Genomic DNA, 18,051 nt, shown 5'->3' with positions numbered 1-18,051 from the left:
GTAAAAAAATATGCGTTTTTAAGACGAGTGAAAGGTTGTGAAATTTTGGTAAAAGTTATTTTGGATGCTGACGATTTTGGCATGTCAGAAGCAATTAATCATGGCATTATTAAAAGTTTTACTGACGGAATTACGACGTCGACTTTGCTTATGCCAAACCTAGAAGCAGCTCCGCATGCAATTGCTTTAGCAAAAAAGCATCCCGATTTATTTGTTGGACAGCATACCAATTTTTTGCTTGGGAAGCCGTGTTCAAATCCTGAAAAAATTCCTTCGCTCGTGGACGGTAATGGGGAATTTCATCGTTCGGCGTATTACCGGGCAAAGGCGGACTTTTCGTTTTGCTATGATGATGTAAGAACGGAAACGCTTGCGCAAATGGAGCGTTTTAAAGAACTTACGGGCGACTATCCGAAACATATGGATTGCCACTCTATTGGCGATGAAGTGGTCGATCAAGTATTCTATGATTTAAGCTTAGAGTATGATGTGCACGTTACTTTGAAATATAGCGGAGACAAGAAGTGGCCAAAACATCCGCGCTATGCTGAAATTACGAAGCTTTTGGAATCAGGCGCTTTGTCATACATTCAAGAGGGCGTTTCGGTTGAAAATTTTTTAAACGATGATTTTAATTTGCTGGAGCTAGGTCAGGACGACATTGCTGAAATGCATTTTGATGTTGGGTATTTGGATCAATTTGTGATTGAGAATTCATCTTATACGCTACTTCGGTGTAAGGAGCTGGCCACAATTTGCGACCCGCGAGTTAAGGCATGGTTCACGGCTAACAAAATCGAGTTGATTTCCTTTTTAGACTTAAAAAATAGTTTTTAAAAAAGGATTTATGCACGCATAAAAAGGGCATAGAGTGTATACTAATAACATTAAGCTGAAAAAGGGGCAAACAGATGAAAAAAAGAGTTCAATTACTTATTCTTATTGCGTTAGTACTATTTGTTGGTATTGTTTTAAAACAATGGTCGGAAGTGATTTTATACACGGCAGGATTCATCGTTGAACTTGGTGGTGTGGTCATTGTTATTCGACTTTTGTTTTGGGATAAACGAAACACGACATCAAAAGTGGCTTGGATGGCGGCTGTTTTTGTCTTGCCAGTTTTTGGTGTATTCTTGTATTTATTTTTTGGAAGAAATCCGCAAAACCGCATTTTTCACCATAATCAAACGAATGAAATGCATAAAATTGCGGATACAATTCATCAGTTGCCGCCACATGAAGATGGGAAAAAACCACCGCGATTGTCTAAGCGAATTCAACATTTGACGGAAATTAATCCTGTGAATGGGAATAAATTGACACTTTTAACCAATGGTGAAGAAACGTTTCCGGCAATTATTCAGGCGCTTAAGCAAGCGGAAAATCATATTCATATTCAATATTATATTTACAAGTCGGACGAGATTGGCACGGAAATTCGTGACATTTTAATCGAACGAGCGAAAGCGGGCGTTGAAGTGCGCTTTATGTATGATGCTTGGGGGACTGCAAAACTAAGTGAGCAATTTTTAGAACCGATGCGGGAAGTCGGCATTCATATTCATGCCTTTGATCCGATTCGTTCGATTTGGATAGCGAGAACAGCCAATTTAAGAAATCACCGGAAAATCATTGTGATTGATGGTCAAATCGGCTTTACGGGAGGCTTGAATATCGGTGAAGAATATCGCAGCAATACGCCTGATTTTGCCGTTTGGCGCGACACACATATTCAAATTGAAGGCATGGCCGTTATTGAGCTTCAGGAGTCGTTTCTTGTGGACTGGGTATATATGGAAAATAAAGCGGGTTCGGCAGATTTATTTATTAGTGAAGCCGGAATCGACCAATATTTTTCACCCAAACCTGTTGGGAATGAGTGGGCGCAAGTCGTCTACGGAGGTCCGTATGATAAGGAGAAATACGTGCGTGATGCTATGCTTGACCTAATTGATTCCGCGCAAGAATCAGTGTGGATTACTTCACCGTATTTTGTGCCAGACGAGGAGTCACTTGCTGTTATTCGCCGCGTCGCGCTTAGCGGAATTGATGTGCGCATCATTTTACCGGGGAAAGGCGACAGGGGGATTTCGTTCCACGGTAGTAACTCCAACATTGAAACGATGCTTGAGGCGGGTGCGAAAGTGTATGCGTACCGCGATGATTCTTTCGTACACGCGAAGCTACTTTTAATTGACGGTGAGCGTGCTGCTGTTGGTACGGCGAACTTTGATATTCGTAGTTTCCGTCTGAATCATGAATTGATGGTATTCCTCTATGAAAGAGACCAAGCAATTGTGAAAATGGAGCGCGATTTTGAAGCGGATTTTGAAGTGAGCAAGCTTTACACAATGGAAGATATTAGGAAGAAATCTTGGTATGTGAAAATGAAGGAAAACCTTTCTAGTCTACTTTCACCTATTTTATAAGCAGGAAACTCGGCGAAATTTAATTTTGCCGAGTTATTTTTATGGCGATTGCAACATAATTATGTTATTATTGACCTAACGGTAATTAGTTTTGGAGGTTATGATATTTATGATACGCAATGCAAAACCGGGGGACGCTAAGAAGGTGGCGCCGCTTTTATTTACGATATGGCAAGACATGGAACTTCCCCTTTTACAAAAAGAAAAAGAGGCGAAAATCATCGAAACACTGGAAGAAGCGATTTGTGTGCCTGACTATCGCTACGGTTTCAATCATCTGCACGTTTATGACGATAATGGCGTTATTGCAGGTGTTGTGGCGGGTTATCCAAGCGAAAAGGAGCCTTTTATTGATCATGTGTGGTCGGAACTTGCGAAGAAACACGGTTTAATGGATCAGTCGGCTGTTTTTAAGGAAAAGGAAACGTTTAGCGGGGAGTGGTATTTAGACTCCATCGTTACTAGAGAAGACTACCGTGGTAAGGGGATTGGCACCGCGCTTTTAAATGAACTTCCTCATTTTGCTAAGGCGGACGGTGAGCGAAAAATCGGCTTAAACTGCGATAAAGCAAACCCTGCGGCTAAACGGCTTTATGAGCGGCTTGGCTTTCATACAACAGGTGAAATCATGTTGAGTGGGCATGAGTATGAGCATATGCAAAAAGAGCTTTGATTTGAAAGGCGGCCTATCCTAATATAGAATTTTGCGCAAGTATCTGGTGAACTTGTGGCAAAACAGAAAAGCTAATTTAAGCAAAAACGAATGAAAAATTTGTTTTTGCTTTTTTTCTATAATTTAGCGAGTGCATCACGATTTATAATTTTATAGCGGCGTCCTACTTTTTCTAAAATTCCTTTTTGAGTCAAATCGTGTAACACATAAAGTAAATGGCGATAGCTGACATGCAAATACTCGGCAACTTCCGTATGTTTTTCATAATATACGCCGTTTTCTTCGGTGAGTAAAATAAAACGTGCTAAACGTGTTGAAAATGGGAGATTTAAGCTTTCGGTCAATGTTTCTGTGCGATGCAAAGCTTTTTTGCCTAAAAAAATCGCCAAGTTTTTCATGAAGGTGGGATTTTCGAGTAGTGGCGCTTGATTTTCCTTCAGAGGAAGTGCGAGCAGGGCGCAATTTGTGTGGGCGATGACGTCTTTTGGAGTTTCTTCGACGCCTAAAAGCGTGAGTTCGCCAATATAGGACGGGGCGGAAATAAAATCAACAAGGGAGACTTTGCCGTTTTCTAGAGTCATTTTAATTTTTGCTTTGCCTGAAACAAGGAGAAAAAGTTTTTCTGGGGGATTCGATTGATTCACGATAAACTCGTTTTTTTTCACAGTGTAAAGTTCCAATTTGGCAAACATTTCGTCTGGGAAGCTGGCCTCTAGCTCGCTTTTTTTAATAGCTTCTGAAATTTGGTGGGGCTTTGTTATTTTTTTCATGGTCAATTCCTCGTTTTTAATGTGAGATTTCTCCTATTATTATACTGAAAACTATGATAAGATGCTAAAAAAAGAGATGGGGGAGTAAAATGCGTTATGATACGTTGCTTTTTGATGTAGATGATACATTATTAGATTTTAAAAAGGCGGAAGATGATGCGCTTGTGAAACTGTTTGAAAGTGAAGGCGTTTCAGACGCGAAGGAGCTAACTTTGGTCTACAAGGAAATAAACGAGGCGCTTTGGAAGGCTTTTGAACGCGGGGAGATTTCACGCGATGAGGTGATTCAGACGCGTTTTGCTAAACTTTTCGCGACACAAAATAAGTCGGTTGACGGGATTCTGCTTGAGGCAAAATATCGCGGTTTTTTAGAGGAAGGGCACGAACAAATTGCGGGCGCCGCTGAATTAATTGCCCAGTTAGCGCCCGATTACGCGCTTTATGTCGTGACAAACGGTGTATCGAAAACGCAGTACCGGAGGTTGCGCGATTCTGGCCTAGATATTTTCTTCCAAAAAATCTTTGTCTCCGAGGACACGGGCTATCAGAAGCCAATGCTTGAGTTTTTTGATTACTGTTTTGCGCGCATTCCTGCTTTTGATAAAAAGAAAACGCTCCTAATTGGCGATTCGCTAAGCTCTGATATTCGCGGTGCACATGTTTCGGGCATTGATAGTTGTTGGTTTAACCCGCACGGCGCGGCGTTTGACGCGGAAACTACGCCAACTTACGAAATTCATTCACTTTCTGAGTTGCTAAATGTTTTAAGTTAGCTGGAAACCGTGGTAAGCTAAAGGCGGAGGTTAGACATGTTACGATTGCTAATAATACTTATGAGCACGGCGCTCCTTCTTACGGGCTGTGCCGATGTTGTGAATACAGTGAAAGTGAATAAAGACGGAACGGCTGATTTGAATTTTGATGTAACGCTTGGTGCAACAGCGGGGCTTCTTGCGGGGCCGGCAATTAAGGAGCTGACACCGAAGCTTGAAGATGCGGGATTTACCATTAAGAAGCCGTCGCAAAATCAGTTTTCTATCCATAAAAAAATTGAAAAATCGGCTAAAAAAGTAGATTTTAAAGCGGAAGCCAAAAAATACGGTGTGAAATTTCAGGAAACAGATGGCTTTTTCATGAAAAAAATTCGTTTAGATGCCACACTGGATATCCCTAAAATTTTGAAGGAGCAACAATTAGGTGAGAAGGTGCCGACAGCGCTTTTATCGCAAGTTGACTACACGCTTGTTTTGGATTTCCCAATTGATACGATTGGCGCAAACAATGCGGACGAGAAAGACGGCGGGAAGCTCACGTGGCACATTCCATTAGAACAAAAAAATCAGCTTTATTTTGAAATTGAGATTCCAAACGTAAAAAACATTGCGATTACGGCGGGAATTGTTTTTATCCTGCTAATTGTTGGGATTGTACTACTTATTAAAAGACGTAAAAAACGGAAAATCAACTGATTTTCCGTTTTTATTGTTGCATATCCTCATAGCACGCGAGTTTGGCTTCGATTTTTTGAAAGGCGAGATCGAGTTCTTGTTGTTTCTTTTCAAGTTCTTTGCGGTGTTCTTTTAAAACGTTGATGCGGTCTTGGACGGTGTAGTTGCCTTTTTTTGTGAGTTCTACGATTTCTTTTTGTTTAGCAAGCGGCATGCCAGTTCGGCGTAAGCAAACAAGCAGGTCTAGCCAGTGCAAGGCTTCCTCATCGAAGACGCGATTATTGTTTTCATCGCGAAGTAAAAACGGGATTAGCCCGACACTCTCGTAGTAGCGAATGGTATGAGCGGATAGTCCGACTTGCTCGGACGCTTCTTTTATGGAAAGGGACATGGGAGGACTCCTTTTTTTACTAAAAGAATAGCACGTGAAAAATTTTTTTGCTAAATATTTGCCTTAAAGTATACTCGAAGGTGTAAGATGAAGTTGAATTTGATTTTAGGAGGCTAAATTTATGAGCTTAAAAGATACTGTAAAACTAGCGAACGGTGTGGAAATGCCGCGTCTTGGCTTTGGTGTTTGGCAAGTGAAAGACGGGGCGGAAGCTGTGAATTCTGTGAAGTGGGCGATTGAAGCTGGCTACATGAGTATTGATACGGCAGCGGCATACCGAAATGAGGAAGGCGTTGGTCAAGCAATTCGTGAGTCTGGCGTGCGGCGTGAGGATTTATTTGTGACGACGAAACTTTGGAATGCGGATCAAGGTTACGAAACGACACTTGCTGCGTTTGAAACGAGCCTTCAAAAACTGGGTCTTGATTATGTGGATTTATATTTGATTCACTGGCCGGTAGAAGGCAAGTTTAATGACACTTGGCGCGCGTTTGAAAAGCTCTATAAAGACGGAAAAGTCCGCGCAATTGGGGTGTGCAATTTCCATGAACATCATTTAGAAACGCTTCTTGAAACGGCCGAAGTTGTGCCAATGGTTAACCAAATTGAACTCCACCCGCTTCTTTCTCAAAAACCACTTCGCGACTTCTGTGCCGAAAAGAATATCGTAGTAGAAGCTTGGTCCCCACTTGGCAGCGGAAAAATCTTAAGCAACTCAGAAATCAAAAAAATCGCTGAAAAATACGGCAAATCCGTGGCACAAGTCATCATTCGCTGGGATTTACAGCACGGCATCGTAACCATTCCAAAATCGGTGCACAAAGAACGTATTGTAGAAAACGCAGATGTGTTTGATTTCGAGTTGACAAAAGAAGACATGCAAGCAGTAGATGCGTTAAACCAAGATGAACGTACGGGTCCAGATCCAGATAATTTTAATTTTTAAATCGTTTTTTATGACACGCCACATTCGGCGTGTTTTTTTCTTGTCAATCCCCAAAATTGCTTTTGTAATTGGGAATGATTATCATAGAATAGAACCTTATTTCAAGTTTACAAGGAGGTAAAACCAATGGACTTCAAACTTTCTACTGAACTTACACAATTAAAAGAAGATGCGCGTCAATTTGCGGATACATATATACGACCGTTTGCTTCTGAATGGGACGAGGGAGCCTATTTCAGTCGCGAACTTTTTCAAAAAATGGGCGAGAAAGGCTATCTTGGCTTGCCATTTGCAAAAGAATACGGCGGGCGGGAGCTAGGGACGCTTGCTTATATGACGGTGGCAGAAGAGATTGCTAGAGCAAGCCTCGGGGTTGCGCTTAGTTATGTGGCGACGGTTTCAATTGGGACGGCGCCGATTGCGATGTACGGCACGGCCGAACAAAAAACAAAATTTTTGCGCCCACTTGCAGAAGGACGCGAGCTTGCGGCCTTCGGTTTAACCGAAAAAAATGCGGGATCTGATGCGGCAGGAGTGGAAACAACGGCGGAGCTCTCGGGCGACTATTTTGTCGTGAATGGCACGAAGCAGTGGATTACGAATGCGAGCTACGCGGCGGTTGTGACGATTGCGGCGATTACGGGGTATAAAGAAGATGGCGGGAAAATTATTTCTTCACTCATTGTACCGATGGATTTGCCGGGGATTACGGTGAGGCGGCCGTATGACAAGATGGGCGTGCGCGCTTCCGATACGGGCGAAATTCGCTTTGAAAACGTGAAAGTGCCTAAAGAAAACCTTTTGGGGGATAAAAACGCTGGAATGAAACAACTTTTAAACGTTTTAAATGGCGGGCGAATTTCAATTGCGGCGATTTCCGTTGGGCTGGCACAAGAAGCTTATGACAAAGCGATTCATCATGCGCAGGTGCGCGAACAATTTGGTGGACCGATTTCGCAGTTTGAGTCCGTCCAATTTAAACTTGCAGACATGGCGGTTGAGACAGAAGCGGCGCGGCTGCTCGTTCAAAAAGCGAGTTTCCTAAAAGATTCTGGTGCAGTTTTTATTAAAGAAGCGGCCTACGCGAAAGTATTTGCTTCGGAAACGGCGACAAGAAATGCAAACCGGGCGCTGCAAATTTTAGGCGGCACAGGTTATATGCGCGATGCTGGCGTTGAACGGCTGTTGCGTGATGCAAAAATTTTAGAAATTGGCGAGGGCACGTCTGAAATTCAGCGCCTCGTCATTGCACGACAACTTTTAAAAGAAGGAGCGAAATAAAATGGAAGAAATTAAAGCAACGATTACAGGCACACTTCATAGTTTTGAAAAACACGCGGGAGACGATGTGACAAAAGGCGAAACAATTGCTCAAATCGAGTCGATGAAAATGCTTATTCCAGTTGAGGCACCGAACACAGGAAAGCTGATTGAATGGTCCGTTGCGGCGGGGGATTTTGTAAACGAAAACGACGATATCGGAATGCTTGATTAAGATGGCGCTCATTCAAATCGAACGCCCGTCAAAACATATTTTATTGTTTAAAATCAACCGGCCTGAAGCAGCGAACGCATTTTCAAACGAGCTACTCGAAACGTTTGAAGCGGCATTAAATGATTTAGGTGAGGCACGCGTGTTAATCATAACGGGTTCAGGTGCGAAGGCTTTTTCAGCGGGCGCCGATTTAAAAGAGCGAAAGAAGCTCACAGAAGACGAAGTGTGGCCGGCTGTTGCGCGTATCCGTTCCCTCGTCCAGCGTGTATCCGAACTTGAAATTCCCACAATTGCAGCGATTAACGGCGTGGCATTTGGCGGCGGACTCGAACTCGCACTTGCTTGTGATATTCGGGTGGCGCATGTTTCGGCCCAATTAGGCTTAACTGAAACGAGTTTAGGCGTCATTCCAGGCGCATTTGGAACCGTCTATTTAACGCGCATTGTTGGCGAAGCCGCTGCACTCGAAATGATTTTAAGTGCGAAGCGGATTACGGCAGATGAAGCAAAACAAATTGGGCTTGTGACAGGCGTCTCAGATGATGCGCTGCGTGAGGCCACGCAAATTGCGGAAGCTATCTCAAACAATGCGCCACTTGCGGTCAAACGGGCTAAGGAAGTTGTGAAAGCTGTGTCTGGGAACTTGACAGAGGCCTTTTTAGCAGAAGAAAAAGCGTACAAATCGCTCATTGCCACGGAGGACCGATTAGAGGGGCTTCGGGCGTTTAGTGAGAAGCGGGCGGCGCGATTTTTAGGGAGGTAGACAGGTGAATTTAGATGATAAAATCCGCTCTGGCGGTGCAGAAAAATACCATGCGGCGGCGAAAGCGAAAGGAAAATTGTTTGTCCGCGAACGCATTGCGCTTTTATTAGATGCGGATAGTGAATTTGTCGAGGACGCTTTATTTGCGAATTCCGAGGCGGACAATTTGCCAGCAGATGGTGTAGTCACAGGACTCGGTCAAGTTGATGGCAGGAAAGTAGCGATTATCGCGAATGATTCTACCGTGAAAGCTGGTTCTTGGGGGACAAAAACGGTTGAAAAAATAATTCGAATGCAAGAAACTGCCGAAAAACTTAGCATACCGCTATTTTACTTAATTGATTCAGCAGGCGCGCGAATTACTGACCAAGTCGAAATGTTCCCGGGAAAACGCGGAGCTGGGCGGATTTTTTATAACCAAGTGCAGTTGGCTGGAAAAATTCCGCAAATTTGTTTGCTGTTCGGACCTTCAGCAGCAGGCGGCGCCTATATTCCGGCGTTTTGCGATGTCGTCGTCATGGTCGAAGAAAACGCCTCAATGTACCTAGGCTCGCCGCGCATGGCCGAAAAAGTCATCGGCGAAAAAGTCACGCTCGAAGAAATGGGCGGCGCACGCATGCACTGCACCGTATCTGGTTGCGGGGACGTACTCGTTTCTTCTGAAAAAGAAGCGCTTTTCTTTGGACGCGACTACCTATCGTATTTAACATACGAAAAAGAAGGCCGCGAAAGCGCGAAAGACCTAACGGGCGTCATTCCCGAAAATGAAAACGCGCCGCTTAATATGTACCGAGTCATTGATGGTTTAATTGATGCGGAATCATTTTGTGAAATTAAAGCGCTGTTCGCCAAGGAAATCATTACGGGCTTTGCGCGCCTGGACGGGAAAACAATTGGGGTGGTGGCGAATCAGTCGCTCGTGAAAGGCGGCGTTTTGTTCCCAGATTCAGCCGACAAGGCGACCAAGTTCATTCAAATTTGTAACGCGTATCGCATTCCATTGCTCTTTTTAGCCGACGTACCCGGTTTTATGATTGGCTCACAAGTTGAAAAGGCAGGCATTATTCGAAACGGAGCCAAAATGATCGCCGCGGTAAGCGAAATCACCGTGCCGCTCATTTCAGTCATCGTCAGAAAAGCTTACGGGGCGGGACTTTACGCGATGGCAGGCCCTGGTTTTAACCCGGATGCGACATTGGCACTTCCGACAGCGCAAATTGCCGTGATGGGCCCAGATGCTGCCGTCAATGCGGTATACGCGGGCAAAATAGCGGAGCTTCCGGATGCTGAAAAGGCTCCTTTTATTCAGGAAAAAATAAAGGAATATGAGGCTGATGTTGATGTGTATAAGCTTTCGTCCGAGATGGTCGTGGACGATATTGTGACACCAGAAAGCTTGCGACAAGCGCTTATTTCAAGGTTTGCATTTTACGAATCGAAGCGCGAGACGAGCGCACATTTTAAAATTTATCCGATGTAGAGGTGGCGCAAAATGTTTGCAGGATACTATAAAAAAACGCGGGAGGAACGGCTCGCCATTCTTCGCGAATACGCTGGTTTGACGGACGAAGAACTCGCCGCTTTACAGGCAGAAGGCGCGCTCCCGTTCGAAACGGCGAATCACATGATTGAAAATATGATTGGCACCTTTCAAGTTCCACTCGGTCTTGGTTTAAACATGGTGATGAACGGCAAAGAATACGCCGTCCCAATGGCAACCGAAGAACCTTCGGTCATCGCCGCCATGAGTTCCGCTTCCAAATTGATAGCCCGCTCCGGTGGCATGGTCGCCACAAGTTCCGGCCGTCTGATGACAGGACAAATTGCCGTGTACGGTGTGCCCAATTTTGAGCGCGCGAAAATGGCTATCGCAGAACAGCAGGCGACGCTAATTGATGCGGCGAATGCGGCGTATCCTTCGCTTATAAAACGCGGCGGTGGCGCACGGGAAATTGTTGTCCGCGAGATTGAAACGGCGCAGGAAAAACTGCTCGTCGTCCATCTCTATGTGGAAACACGGGAAGCGATGGGGGCGAACATGATTAACACGATGGTCGAGGCGCTTGCACCAGAAATCGAACGCCTAACAAGCGGAACTGCCGAAATGAAAATATTATCGAACTTAACAGACATGGCGACGGCAACCGCCACTTGCACGATTCCCGCAAACCTCCTTTTAAGCAAAAATATGGGTGGTGAAGAGGTGCGTGACCGTATTGTGAGGGCTTTTGCGTTTAGTGATGCGGATATTTACAGGGCGGCGACCCACAACAAAGGCATTATGAACGGCGTAGACGCGATTTTGCTGGCGTTCGGCAATGACGTCCGCAGTATTTCCGCCGCCGCACACGCTTACGCTGCAAAAGACGGGCGCTACAGGCCGATGAGTAGCTGGGCTGTGAACGGAGCGGGCGACTTAGTCGGCGAACTGACACTCCCGATGCCGGTCGCAACGGTTGGCGGCTCCATCGCGATTTCGCCACTTGCTACTTTGGCACAAAAAATCGCCAAGGTGGAAAATGCCGAAGAGCTCGCGATGTTAGCCGTTTCTGTTGGGCTTGCTCAAAATTTAGCCGCCTTAAAAGCCTTAGTGACAGAAGGAATTCAGCGCGGCCACATGTCACTTCAAGCGAAATCAACGGCCATTTCTGCTGGCGCAACTGGCGCCGAAATTGACATGGTGGCTGAAAAAATGCTTGCGGCTGGGCAAATTAATTTGAGCTTTGCGAAAGAAATTATAAAACAAGCCCGCTAGAGATTCTAGCGGGCTTGTTAGCTAGGTATCATTCGATTTCCGCAACGACAGGGTAGTGGTCGGACGCAAAAAGCCCGTCAAATGTTTTCGTCACAACATAAAATTGCCTAATACGAAATTGCTTTGTGAAAATAAAATCGATTTCTTCGTGAACTTTTTCATCGGTAGAAAAGCCATTAAATGTGGCCTGCGTATTATTTTCACCAGCATTTTGGAAGGCTGCATTCAAAATTTGAAAGGCTTCAGATTCGCGGGTGGAGTTAAAATCGCCAAGCAAAACAAGTTGGGCATCTTGCGGTAACCGCTCTTGAAGCAGTTTGGCGGAATATGTACGCGCTTCTGCGGATATGTGATCAAAATGTGTGTTAAAAACATAAAAGCTGTCGCCTGTTTGTGTATCTAGTAATTTCACCCAAATGCAAGTGCGTTTAAAAGCGGCATCTTTATAAGCGGACGGAATTTGTTCGGTTTCAGATAACCAAAAATGGCCCGTATCAAGCAAATCAAACCGCGCTTTCAAGTAGAAAATACTAATGGCCTCGCCCGTCTGTCCGCCGTCACGAAACAGGCTATAATGCGCATACGGCGACTCCACATTTAAATCCCGCAACTGATGCGGCACAAGTTCTTGCGCGCCAAAAACATCAAACGCTTCTTCGCGAATAATCTGCCGAATCAGTGGCAATCTAACGGACCAAGCAATATCCCCCGTTTTTTCAACATCACAACAAAGATTAAAACTGGCTACCTTCATACAACTCGCCTCCATAAATTGGTTTCGCTTTCATTGTATCGTTTTTTGAGAAAATAAAAAGCGTTTTGCTTCTTAAATCATTTAGAAGTTTTTTAAAACAGGAAACAAAGAGAGGTGAGGAATAGAAAAAGGATAAAGATTATTTAAATAATCTTTATCCTTCTTTTATACATGATGCGGCCGAGAGGACTTGAACCTCCACGAGCTAATGCCCACTAGGCCCTCAACCTAGCGCGTCTGCCGATTCCGCCACGACCGCGTAATTTGTACCAACAAAAAGTATTATAGTATTCTTTTAGCGGTTTTGTCAACGATTATAAGTGATTTTGTATAAATATTTTTCTTGCAAAAAAAACGTTAAAAGCATATAGTAAAAGAGGCGATGGAGTTCGCTATTATTGCGTTTTGCGCTGATGACTCCTGTTGAAAGAAACATAGTTGGCTATGTTTTTTTCAACAGGAGTTTTTGATTGGAGGAATGAATATGTATTTTTTATATGTTGGCATCTTTAGCGCGCTAGGCGGCATGACGCGTTATGGGATTAGTTTACTTATAGGTGGAAATGCGTTTCCCGCCGCGACACTCACGGTGAATTTGGTGGGGTGTTTTCTGCTTGCGGTTGTGACGCAGGCGGTTGCGACGAATCCGAAAGTGCGGCCGGAGCTAGTAGCGGGGCTCGGAACTGGGTTTATCGGGGCGTTCACCACATTTTCAAGCTTTAGCGTGGAAAATATCCAGCTACTCCAGTCAGGGCACATAAGTATCGCTGCTCTCTACATCGGAATCAGCTTGCTCGGTGGCCTTGCCTTCGCGAAACTCGGTTACTTCTTTTCTGCAAAGTGGGTGGGACGACATGCTTAACTTTTTGCTTGTGGGCATTGGCGCGGCTTTTGGCGGGATGACACGTTACGGGATCTCGGTTTGGATGAAAAATAAGTGGAAAACCGATTTTCCGTGGGCAACCTTCCTCATCAATCTTTCAGGTTCTTTTCTGCTAGGCCTACTCATCTCGAGCCAGCTTTCTGATATGTGGCAGCTCCTTATCGGAACTGGATTTATGGGTGGCTATACAACATTTTCGACTTTTAAAGTGGAATGCACGGAGCTTCGCTTGCAAAAAAGAACGGGAATTTTATCGGCCTATATGATTTTATCGTACGCGTTAGGAATTTCATGTGCTGGATTAGGCTTTTTTGTAGGCAGTCTATAAGAATTGTTTAAGAAATCCGCTTGGACTTGTTAAAAAGGCTGTAGCCATGCTATGCTAAGGACAACAAGTAAGTGAAAGGATAGACAATGAAAAAATTTATTTCAATTTTGATGATGAGCCTTTTTCTTCTTACAGCATGTTCGAACAATGATGCTGTCAATTATTTAGTCCTAGATGGAAGTATAACAGATGCGAGTGAAATAACGAGTAGGAACCAAATTACGGCTTCGGGAATACTAACTTGGCAAGGTGCAGCGGAAAATGATTCTTCTAATGTTGTCTTTACTTTTAATAGTTCAACTTCTATTGTGAATGAGTCAGGCAAGACAATGGAATCTACTGACCTCCAAAAGGGCACTAAATTTCAAGCTGTCTTTCCAGAAGACGTTAAGTTAGTTGCTCCGTCTCCGGGAACAATATCTGCTCCAGCAACAAAAATAATCGTAAAAGACTAAACGGATTACGCAAAATCTAGTTATTAACAAATGATGAAAATTTTATTTGTTATTGACTAGATTTTTTTGTATTCGATTGTGTTAGTTATAAAATTGTGGTAGATTAAAATAGTACATAGTATACATACAGGAGGATTTTTTTTATGAAAAAAGGGTTAGTTTTATCAATTATGTTAGTTTTAATGTTAGTACTTACAGCTTGTGGGCAAACGCCGCAAGAGAAATTTGCTGACACGTATTCAAAAGCGCTTGACGTTCCAGATCAATATACTCAAAAAATGTCATTTAAAATTGATAATTTAGAGTCAGATGATATTTATGGTAGTGAAGCATCCACAATTGAAATGCTTAAGAAAATGCAGCTCGATGCAACAACATCTATCGATAAAAAAGCAGAAAAATCTTATGTGGCATTCAATCTTAGCTCAGATGGTGCGCTTAATTTTGACCTTGAAGTGGACGTTTTGATGAACGACAAAACAGGGGAAGCTTATATTCCATTAGATACAATCGTTAATCCAGACGATAATTTAAAGACGTTGCTTGACCAACAAACTGGCGGGGTTTTTTCTAAAATTAATCAAACTTATCCAGATTTGAAAAATAAATACATTAGTACATCTGAACTTTCTGAAACATTAGGGGAGACAGGTGACAAAACGACTAAATCGTCTGAATCAGTTACAAAAGCGATGGAAGATTTACAAAAGAAATTGAATAAAATTATCACAGACTACTTAAACGGTATGGACGAAAATCGTTTTACAGAAGATGATAATGGTAATATCACAACGACTTTAACTAAAAAAGATTTCGTTAACTTAATGAAGGACTTTGAAAAAGCACTTGGCGAAGATAGCGTGAAAAAAGATGTTAAAGCGATTGCTGAATCGCAAGGAAGTGTAACGGATTTTGACGAAGAATATGAAGATTTTCGTTTAGATTTAGCAGATACAATCAAAGATATGCAAAAAGAAAAAAATATTAAAGTTAGCCTGAAAATGTCGATGAAACCAGGTAAAGATGATAAATTTGAATCGATGACAATGAAAATTAATGCAGAAGATACAGAAAGCAACACGAAACTAGGCGGCACATTTAAAATCGAAAATGTTGCTTTCAAAAAGATTCCTGCATTCCCGAAAGATGATGAAATTGTAAGCACAGATGAGCTTCAAAAAATCATTCAAACCGTGATGATCCAAAGCATGTACGGCGACAAAGATTTATCAGATTCTAATTTTTAAAAGCGATAAAGAACAGCTGGGAAGCTGTTCTTTTTTGCGTTCTATGGTATGATAGGAACAGAAAACGATGGACAGGTGAAAAAAATGAAAGTCAAAAAGCACACGAAAAATGCCGAAGAGACAATCGCTCTGGCAAAAAAAATCGGTCAAAATGTAGATACTTCGTTCGTTATTTTGCTTGAAGGCGATTTAGGCGCTGGAAAGACTACCTTTACAAAAGGACTTGCTGAAGGACTAGGTATTACACAGCTCGTAAAAAGTCCAACCTTTACTATAATTCGTGAATATACGAGCGGGCGCTTGCCGCTTTATCATATGGATGTTTACCGTTTAGAAGAAGCATCGCCTGATGAACTTGGTTTTGACGAATATTTTTTAGGCGATGGTGTAAGCGTCGTTGAATGGGCGCACTATATCGCAGAAACCTTACCTAGCGAGTATTTGAAAATTACGATTTCACGGGTTTCAGATGATGAGCGAAACTTGGAATTTGAGGCAGTTGGTACGCGTTACAAGACTTTCTTGACGGAGGTTTTAGAATGATATTAGGGATTGATACAGCGACAGATACGATGAGTATTGCACTTTTAGCAGAAGGGCAAATCATTGGGGAAATGACGACAAATTTGAAAAAGAATCATAGCGTAAGACTTCTTCCGGCCATTCAGGAGCTAATGCAAGAATGTGGCGTGGCGGTAAGCGATGTAACAAAAATTGCTGTTTCTAAAGGCCCGGGGTCTTATACAGGGCTTCGAATTGGGGTCACGGTAGCCAAGACGCTGGCATGGGATTTGAATATTCCTATCGTAGGCATTTCGTCTCTTCAAATTTTAGCCAAAAGTGGGATGTACTTCCCGGGGAAAATTGTGGCGCTGATGGATGCGCGGCGCGAGAACGTTTATGCGGGCGTCTACCGTCAAGGTGATGCGCTCGAAAATTTGCTCCCCGACCAGCATATTGCGCTAACCGAATTGCTCGCAAACTTTAGCGGGACGACTGAAAAAATTCTATTTATCGGTGCAATCCCGCCGAATTTGCAAAACCGAATTGCGGGCGAACTCGGGCAACATGCAGTGTTTGCTAGCGCCGACACAAATTTTGCGCGGGCAGCTAGTCTTGTCGCGCTCGCTCAACACGAAAGCGGCACGGAGGCAACGAATTTCACGCCTGACTATTTGAAACTTGCCGAAGCCGAAAGCAAGTGGCTCGAAGCGAGGAAGAAAGCATGATTTCTTTTGAAAAAGCAACGCAAGAAGATATCGAAGCGCTGCTCCAAATTGAGCATGCTGTATTCAGTTCCCCGTGGTCGCGTGAAGCCTTTTTAAATGAATTCACAATCAACCAATTTGCCCATTATTTACTAGCCGTTTTAGACGGGCGAATCATTGGCTACGGTGGCGTTTGGCTCGTACTTGACGAGGGGCATATTACGAATGTCGCTATTCATCCCGACTTCCAAGGGCAAAAATACGGCGAGGCGCTACTAAAAGCGCTGTTAGATTTAGCAAAGCAGAACGGTGTCATAAACATGACGCTTGAAGTGCGCGTATCCAATACGCGGGCGCAAAATTTATATCGGAAATTTAATTTTCAAAACGGCGCAATTCGCAAACGTTACTATCCAGATAACGACGAAGATGCGCTTGTAATGTGGGTGAATTTATCATGACGAAAAATGAAACGATTATTTTAGGCATTGAATCAAGCTGCGATGAAACAGCTGCTGCCATCGTAAAAGGCGGCACGGAAATTTTATCGAACGTCGTTGCCTCCCAAATTGAGAGCCATAAACGCTTTGGCGGCGTCGTACCTGAAATTGCCTCGAGGCACCACGTCGAACAAATTACCATTGTAATCGAAGAGGCGCTAAATCAGGCGAATGTCACGTTAGATGACGTAGACGGGATTGCCGTAACAGAAGGACCTGGTCTTGTGGGAGCGCTACTCATTGGGGTGAACGCCGCTAAAACGCTAGCTTTTTCGCACCAAAAACCGCTCATTCCCGTGCATCACATCGCCGGCCATATTTACGCGAACCGCTTTGAAACCGAGATGCAGTTTCCGCTGCTTGCGCTTGTCGTAAGCGGAGGACACACAGAGCTTGTTTTGATGAAAGAACATAATGATTTTGAGATTATCGGAGAAACGCGCGATGACGCAGCTGGTGAGGCATACGATAAAGTGGCGCGAACGCTTGGTTTGCCTTATCCTGGCGGAGTCCAGATCGACCATCTAGCAAGAGAAGGGGAAGACACATTCCACTTTCCACGTGCGATGATGGACGATGGCAGCTACGATTTTAGCTTCAGTGGCTTAAAATCTGCGTTTATTAATTTGCTCCATAATATGCGCCAAAAAAACTTAGAACCAAGTCCTGCTGATCTAGCAGCTAGCTTCCAGGCGAGCGTTGTCGACGTCTTAGTCACCAAAACAATTGCTGCCGCAAAAGAATACGGCGTTAAACAATTGCTTCTTGCAGGCGGTGTTGCGGCAAACCAAGGCTTACGCGAACGAATGATTCAAGAAGCAGAACTTGAAATTCCAGCCGTCCAATTGGTCATCCCGCCGCTTTCACTTTGCGGAGACAATGCCGCCATGATTGCAGCAGCAGGAACGGTAGCCTATGAAGAAGGCAAATTCGGCAACTTAGCCTTAAATGCCAAACCCGGTTTGTTATTTGAAGAAGTTTAAAAAAGCTAGGACGAATTTTCGTC

22 protein-coding genes, 1 tRNA gene and 1 riboswitch are annotated in these 18,051 nt (G+C 43.7%); of the genes, 19 read left to right on the top strand and 4 right to left on the bottom strand.

The features are described from left to right. The first annotated feature begins 45 nt into the window (after positions 1-45). The 3 genes from CFS04_RS09985 to CFS04_RS09975 all read left to right on the top strand — a co-directional run bounded on the left by CFS04_RS09985 (position 46) and on the right by CFS04_RS09975 (position 3,102). Complete coding sequence (locus tag CFS04_RS09985; RefSeq protein WP_088810551.1) at positions 46-837, top strand: ChbG/HpnK family deacetylase; 792 nt, start codon at positions 46-48, stop codon at positions 835-837. Positions 838-911: 74 nt separating this feature from the next. Next, positions 912-2,429 carry a cardiolipin synthase gene (gene cls / locus CFS04_RS09980; protein ID WP_088810550.1) on the top strand — a complete coding sequence of 506 codons (1,518 nt, stop codon included), beginning with the start codon at positions 912-914 and terminating at the stop codon, positions 2,427-2,429. Positions 2,430-2,538: 109 nt separating this feature from the next. Further along, entirely contained in the window at positions 2,539-3,102 is a 564-nt protein-coding gene (locus CFS04_RS09975) for a GNAT family N-acetyltransferase (RefSeq protein WP_088810549.1), read from the top strand. A 116-nt stretch (positions 3,103-3,218) separates the two neighbouring features. On the opposite strand, the gene yeiL is transcribed toward CFS04_RS09975, so the two are convergent. Continuing rightward, positions 3,219-3,872: a transcriptional regulator YeiL gene (gene yeiL, locus CFS04_RS09970; RefSeq protein ID WP_088810548.1), complete on the bottom strand. Its 654-nt coding sequence runs from the start codon at positions 3,870-3,872 to the stop codon at positions 3,219-3,221. 89 nt (positions 3,873-3,961) lie between these two features. Here yeiL and CFS04_RS09965 point away from each other — a divergent pair, with 89 nt between their 5' ends. Together CFS04_RS09965 and CFS04_RS09960 are read left to right on the top strand one after the other, a co-directional pair. Beyond that, a complete protein-coding gene (locus CFS04_RS09965; protein WP_088810547.1) occupies positions 3,962-4,645 on the top strand; it encodes a YjjG family noncanonical pyrimidine nucleotidase in 684 nt (227 codons plus the stop codon). 36 nt (positions 4,646-4,681) lie between these two features. Beyond that, the gene (locus tag CFS04_RS09960) at positions 4,682-5,341 is read left to right on the top strand and encodes a DUF3153 domain-containing protein (RefSeq protein ID WP_088810546.1); all 660 of its coding nucleotides are present in this window, start codon (positions 4,682-4,684) and stop codon (positions 5,339-5,341) included. Between the two features lie 10 nt (positions 5,342-5,351). Here CFS04_RS09960 and CFS04_RS09955 read toward each other — a convergent pair whose 3' ends face one another. Beyond that, positions 5,352-5,711: a MerR family transcriptional regulator gene (locus tag CFS04_RS09955; RefSeq protein ID WP_088810545.1), complete on the bottom strand. Its 360-nt coding sequence runs from the start codon at positions 5,709-5,711 to the stop codon at positions 5,352-5,354. Positions 5,712-5,832: 121 nt separating this feature from the next. Between CFS04_RS09955 and CFS04_RS09950 the strand changes: the two genes are divergently transcribed. The 6 genes from CFS04_RS09950 (at position 5,833) to CFS04_RS09925 (ending at position 11,670) form a co-directional block, all read left to right on the top strand. Next, on the top strand, positions 5,833-6,657 hold the full coding sequence (locus tag CFS04_RS09950) for an aldo/keto reductase (RefSeq protein WP_088810544.1): 825 nt from the start codon (positions 5,833-5,835) through the stop codon (positions 6,655-6,657). 126 nt (positions 6,658-6,783) lie between these two features. Continuing rightward, positions 6,784-7,938 (top strand): acyl-CoA dehydrogenase family protein, encoded by a 1,155-nt coding sequence (locus tag CFS04_RS09945; RefSeq protein WP_088810543.1) that lies wholly within the window; start codon positions 6,784-6,786, stop codon positions 7,936-7,938. Between the two features lies 1 nt (position 7,939). Next, the gene (locus CFS04_RS09940) at positions 7,940-8,152 is read left to right on the top strand and encodes an acetyl-CoA carboxylase biotin carboxyl carrier protein subunit (RefSeq protein WP_088810542.1); all 213 of its coding nucleotides are present in this window, start codon (positions 7,940-7,942) and stop codon (positions 8,150-8,152) included. Position 8,153: 1 nt separating this feature from the next. Then, the gene (locus CFS04_RS09935) at positions 8,154-8,915 is read left to right on the top strand and encodes an enoyl-CoA hydratase-related protein (protein ID WP_088810541.1); all 762 of its coding nucleotides are present in this window, start codon (positions 8,154-8,156) and stop codon (positions 8,913-8,915) included. Positions 8,916-8,919: 4 nt separating this feature from the next. Beyond that, entirely contained in the window at positions 8,920-10,395 is a 1,476-nt protein-coding gene (locus CFS04_RS09930) for an acyl-CoA carboxylase subunit beta (RefSeq protein WP_088810540.1), read from the top strand. Between the two features lie 12 nt (positions 10,396-10,407). Further along, positions 10,408-11,670 (top strand): hydroxymethylglutaryl-CoA reductase, degradative, encoded by a 1,263-nt coding sequence (locus tag CFS04_RS09925; RefSeq protein ID WP_088810539.1) that lies wholly within the window; start codon positions 10,408-10,410, stop codon positions 11,668-11,670. 28 nt (positions 11,671-11,698) lie between these two features. Here the strand turns inward: CFS04_RS09925 and CFS04_RS09920 are convergent, their stop codons facing one another. Both CFS04_RS09920 and CFS04_RS09915 read right to left on the bottom strand, forming a co-directional pair. Further along, entirely contained in the window at positions 11,699-12,424 is a 726-nt protein-coding gene (locus CFS04_RS09920; RefSeq protein WP_088810538.1) for an endonuclease/exonuclease/phosphatase family protein, read from the bottom strand. A gap of 175 nt (positions 12,425-12,599) precedes the next feature. Beyond that, a tRNA-Leu gene (locus CFS04_RS09915) sits at positions 12,600-12,683 on the bottom strand. 110 nt (positions 12,684-12,793) lie between these two features. Beyond that, positions 12,794-12,854, top strand: a riboswitch (Fluoride riboswitch). 54 nt (positions 12,855-12,908) lie between these two features. Between CFS04_RS09915 and CFS04_RS09910 the strand changes: the two genes are divergently transcribed. The 8 genes from CFS04_RS09910 (at position 12,909) to tsaD (ending at position 18,028) form a co-directional block, all read left to right on the top strand. Continuing rightward, the gene (locus tag CFS04_RS09910; protein ID WP_088810537.1) at positions 12,909-13,286 is read left to right on the top strand and encodes a CrcB family protein; all 378 of its coding nucleotides are present in this window, start codon (positions 12,909-12,911) and stop codon (positions 13,284-13,286) included. Then, on the top strand, positions 13,279-13,635 hold the full coding sequence (crcB, locus tag CFS04_RS09905; protein WP_088810536.1) for a fluoride efflux transporter CrcB: 357 nt from the start codon (positions 13,279-13,281) through the stop codon (positions 13,633-13,635). The genes CFS04_RS09910 and crcB overlap by 8 nt, the downstream gene beginning before the upstream one ends. Before the next feature lie 86 nt (positions 13,636-13,721). Further along, positions 13,722-14,090 (top strand): hypothetical protein, encoded by a 369-nt coding sequence (locus CFS04_RS09900; RefSeq protein WP_088810535.1) that lies wholly within the window; start codon positions 13,722-13,724, stop codon positions 14,088-14,090. Between the two features lie 143 nt (positions 14,091-14,233). Then, positions 14,234-15,337: a hypothetical protein gene (locus CFS04_RS09895; RefSeq protein WP_088810534.1), complete on the top strand. Its 1,104-nt coding sequence runs from the start codon at positions 14,234-14,236 to the stop codon at positions 15,335-15,337. 84 nt (positions 15,338-15,421) lie between these two features. Next, positions 15,422-15,880, top strand: a complete 459-nt coding sequence (tsaE, locus tag CFS04_RS09890; RefSeq protein ID WP_088810619.1) for a tRNA (adenosine(37)-N6)-threonylcarbamoyltransferase complex ATPase subunit type 1 TsaE — start codon at positions 15,422-15,424, stop codon at positions 15,878-15,880. Further along, positions 15,877-16,566 carry a tRNA (adenosine(37)-N6)-threonylcarbamoyltransferase complex dimerization subunit type 1 TsaB gene (tsaB, locus tag CFS04_RS09885; protein ID WP_088810533.1) on the top strand — a complete coding sequence of 230 codons (690 nt, stop codon included), beginning with the start codon at positions 15,877-15,879 and terminating at the stop codon, positions 16,564-16,566. The genes tsaE and tsaB overlap by 4 nt, the downstream gene beginning before the upstream one ends. After that, a complete protein-coding gene (gene rimI, locus CFS04_RS09880; protein ID WP_088810532.1) occupies positions 16,563-17,006 on the top strand; it encodes a ribosomal protein S18-alanine N-acetyltransferase in 444 nt (147 codons plus the stop codon). Before tsaB ends, rimI begins: the two co-directional genes overlap by 4 nt. Continuing rightward, a complete protein-coding gene (gene tsaD, locus CFS04_RS09875; RefSeq protein WP_088810531.1) occupies positions 17,003-18,028 on the top strand; it encodes a tRNA (adenosine(37)-N6)-threonylcarbamoyltransferase complex transferase subunit TsaD in 1,026 nt (341 codons plus the stop codon). Before rimI ends, tsaD begins: the two co-directional genes overlap by 4 nt. Positions 18,029-18,051: the final 23 nt, after the last annotated feature.

Source organism: Listeria sp. ILCC796 (genome assembly GCF_900186175.1).
In the GTDB taxonomy this organism is placed as follows: Bacteria; Bacillota; Bacilli; order Lactobacillales; family Listeriaceae; genus Listeria; species Listeria goaensis.
Note: the sequence above shows the minus strand (reverse complement) of the source record. Positions and strands in the feature narration are given on the sequence as shown.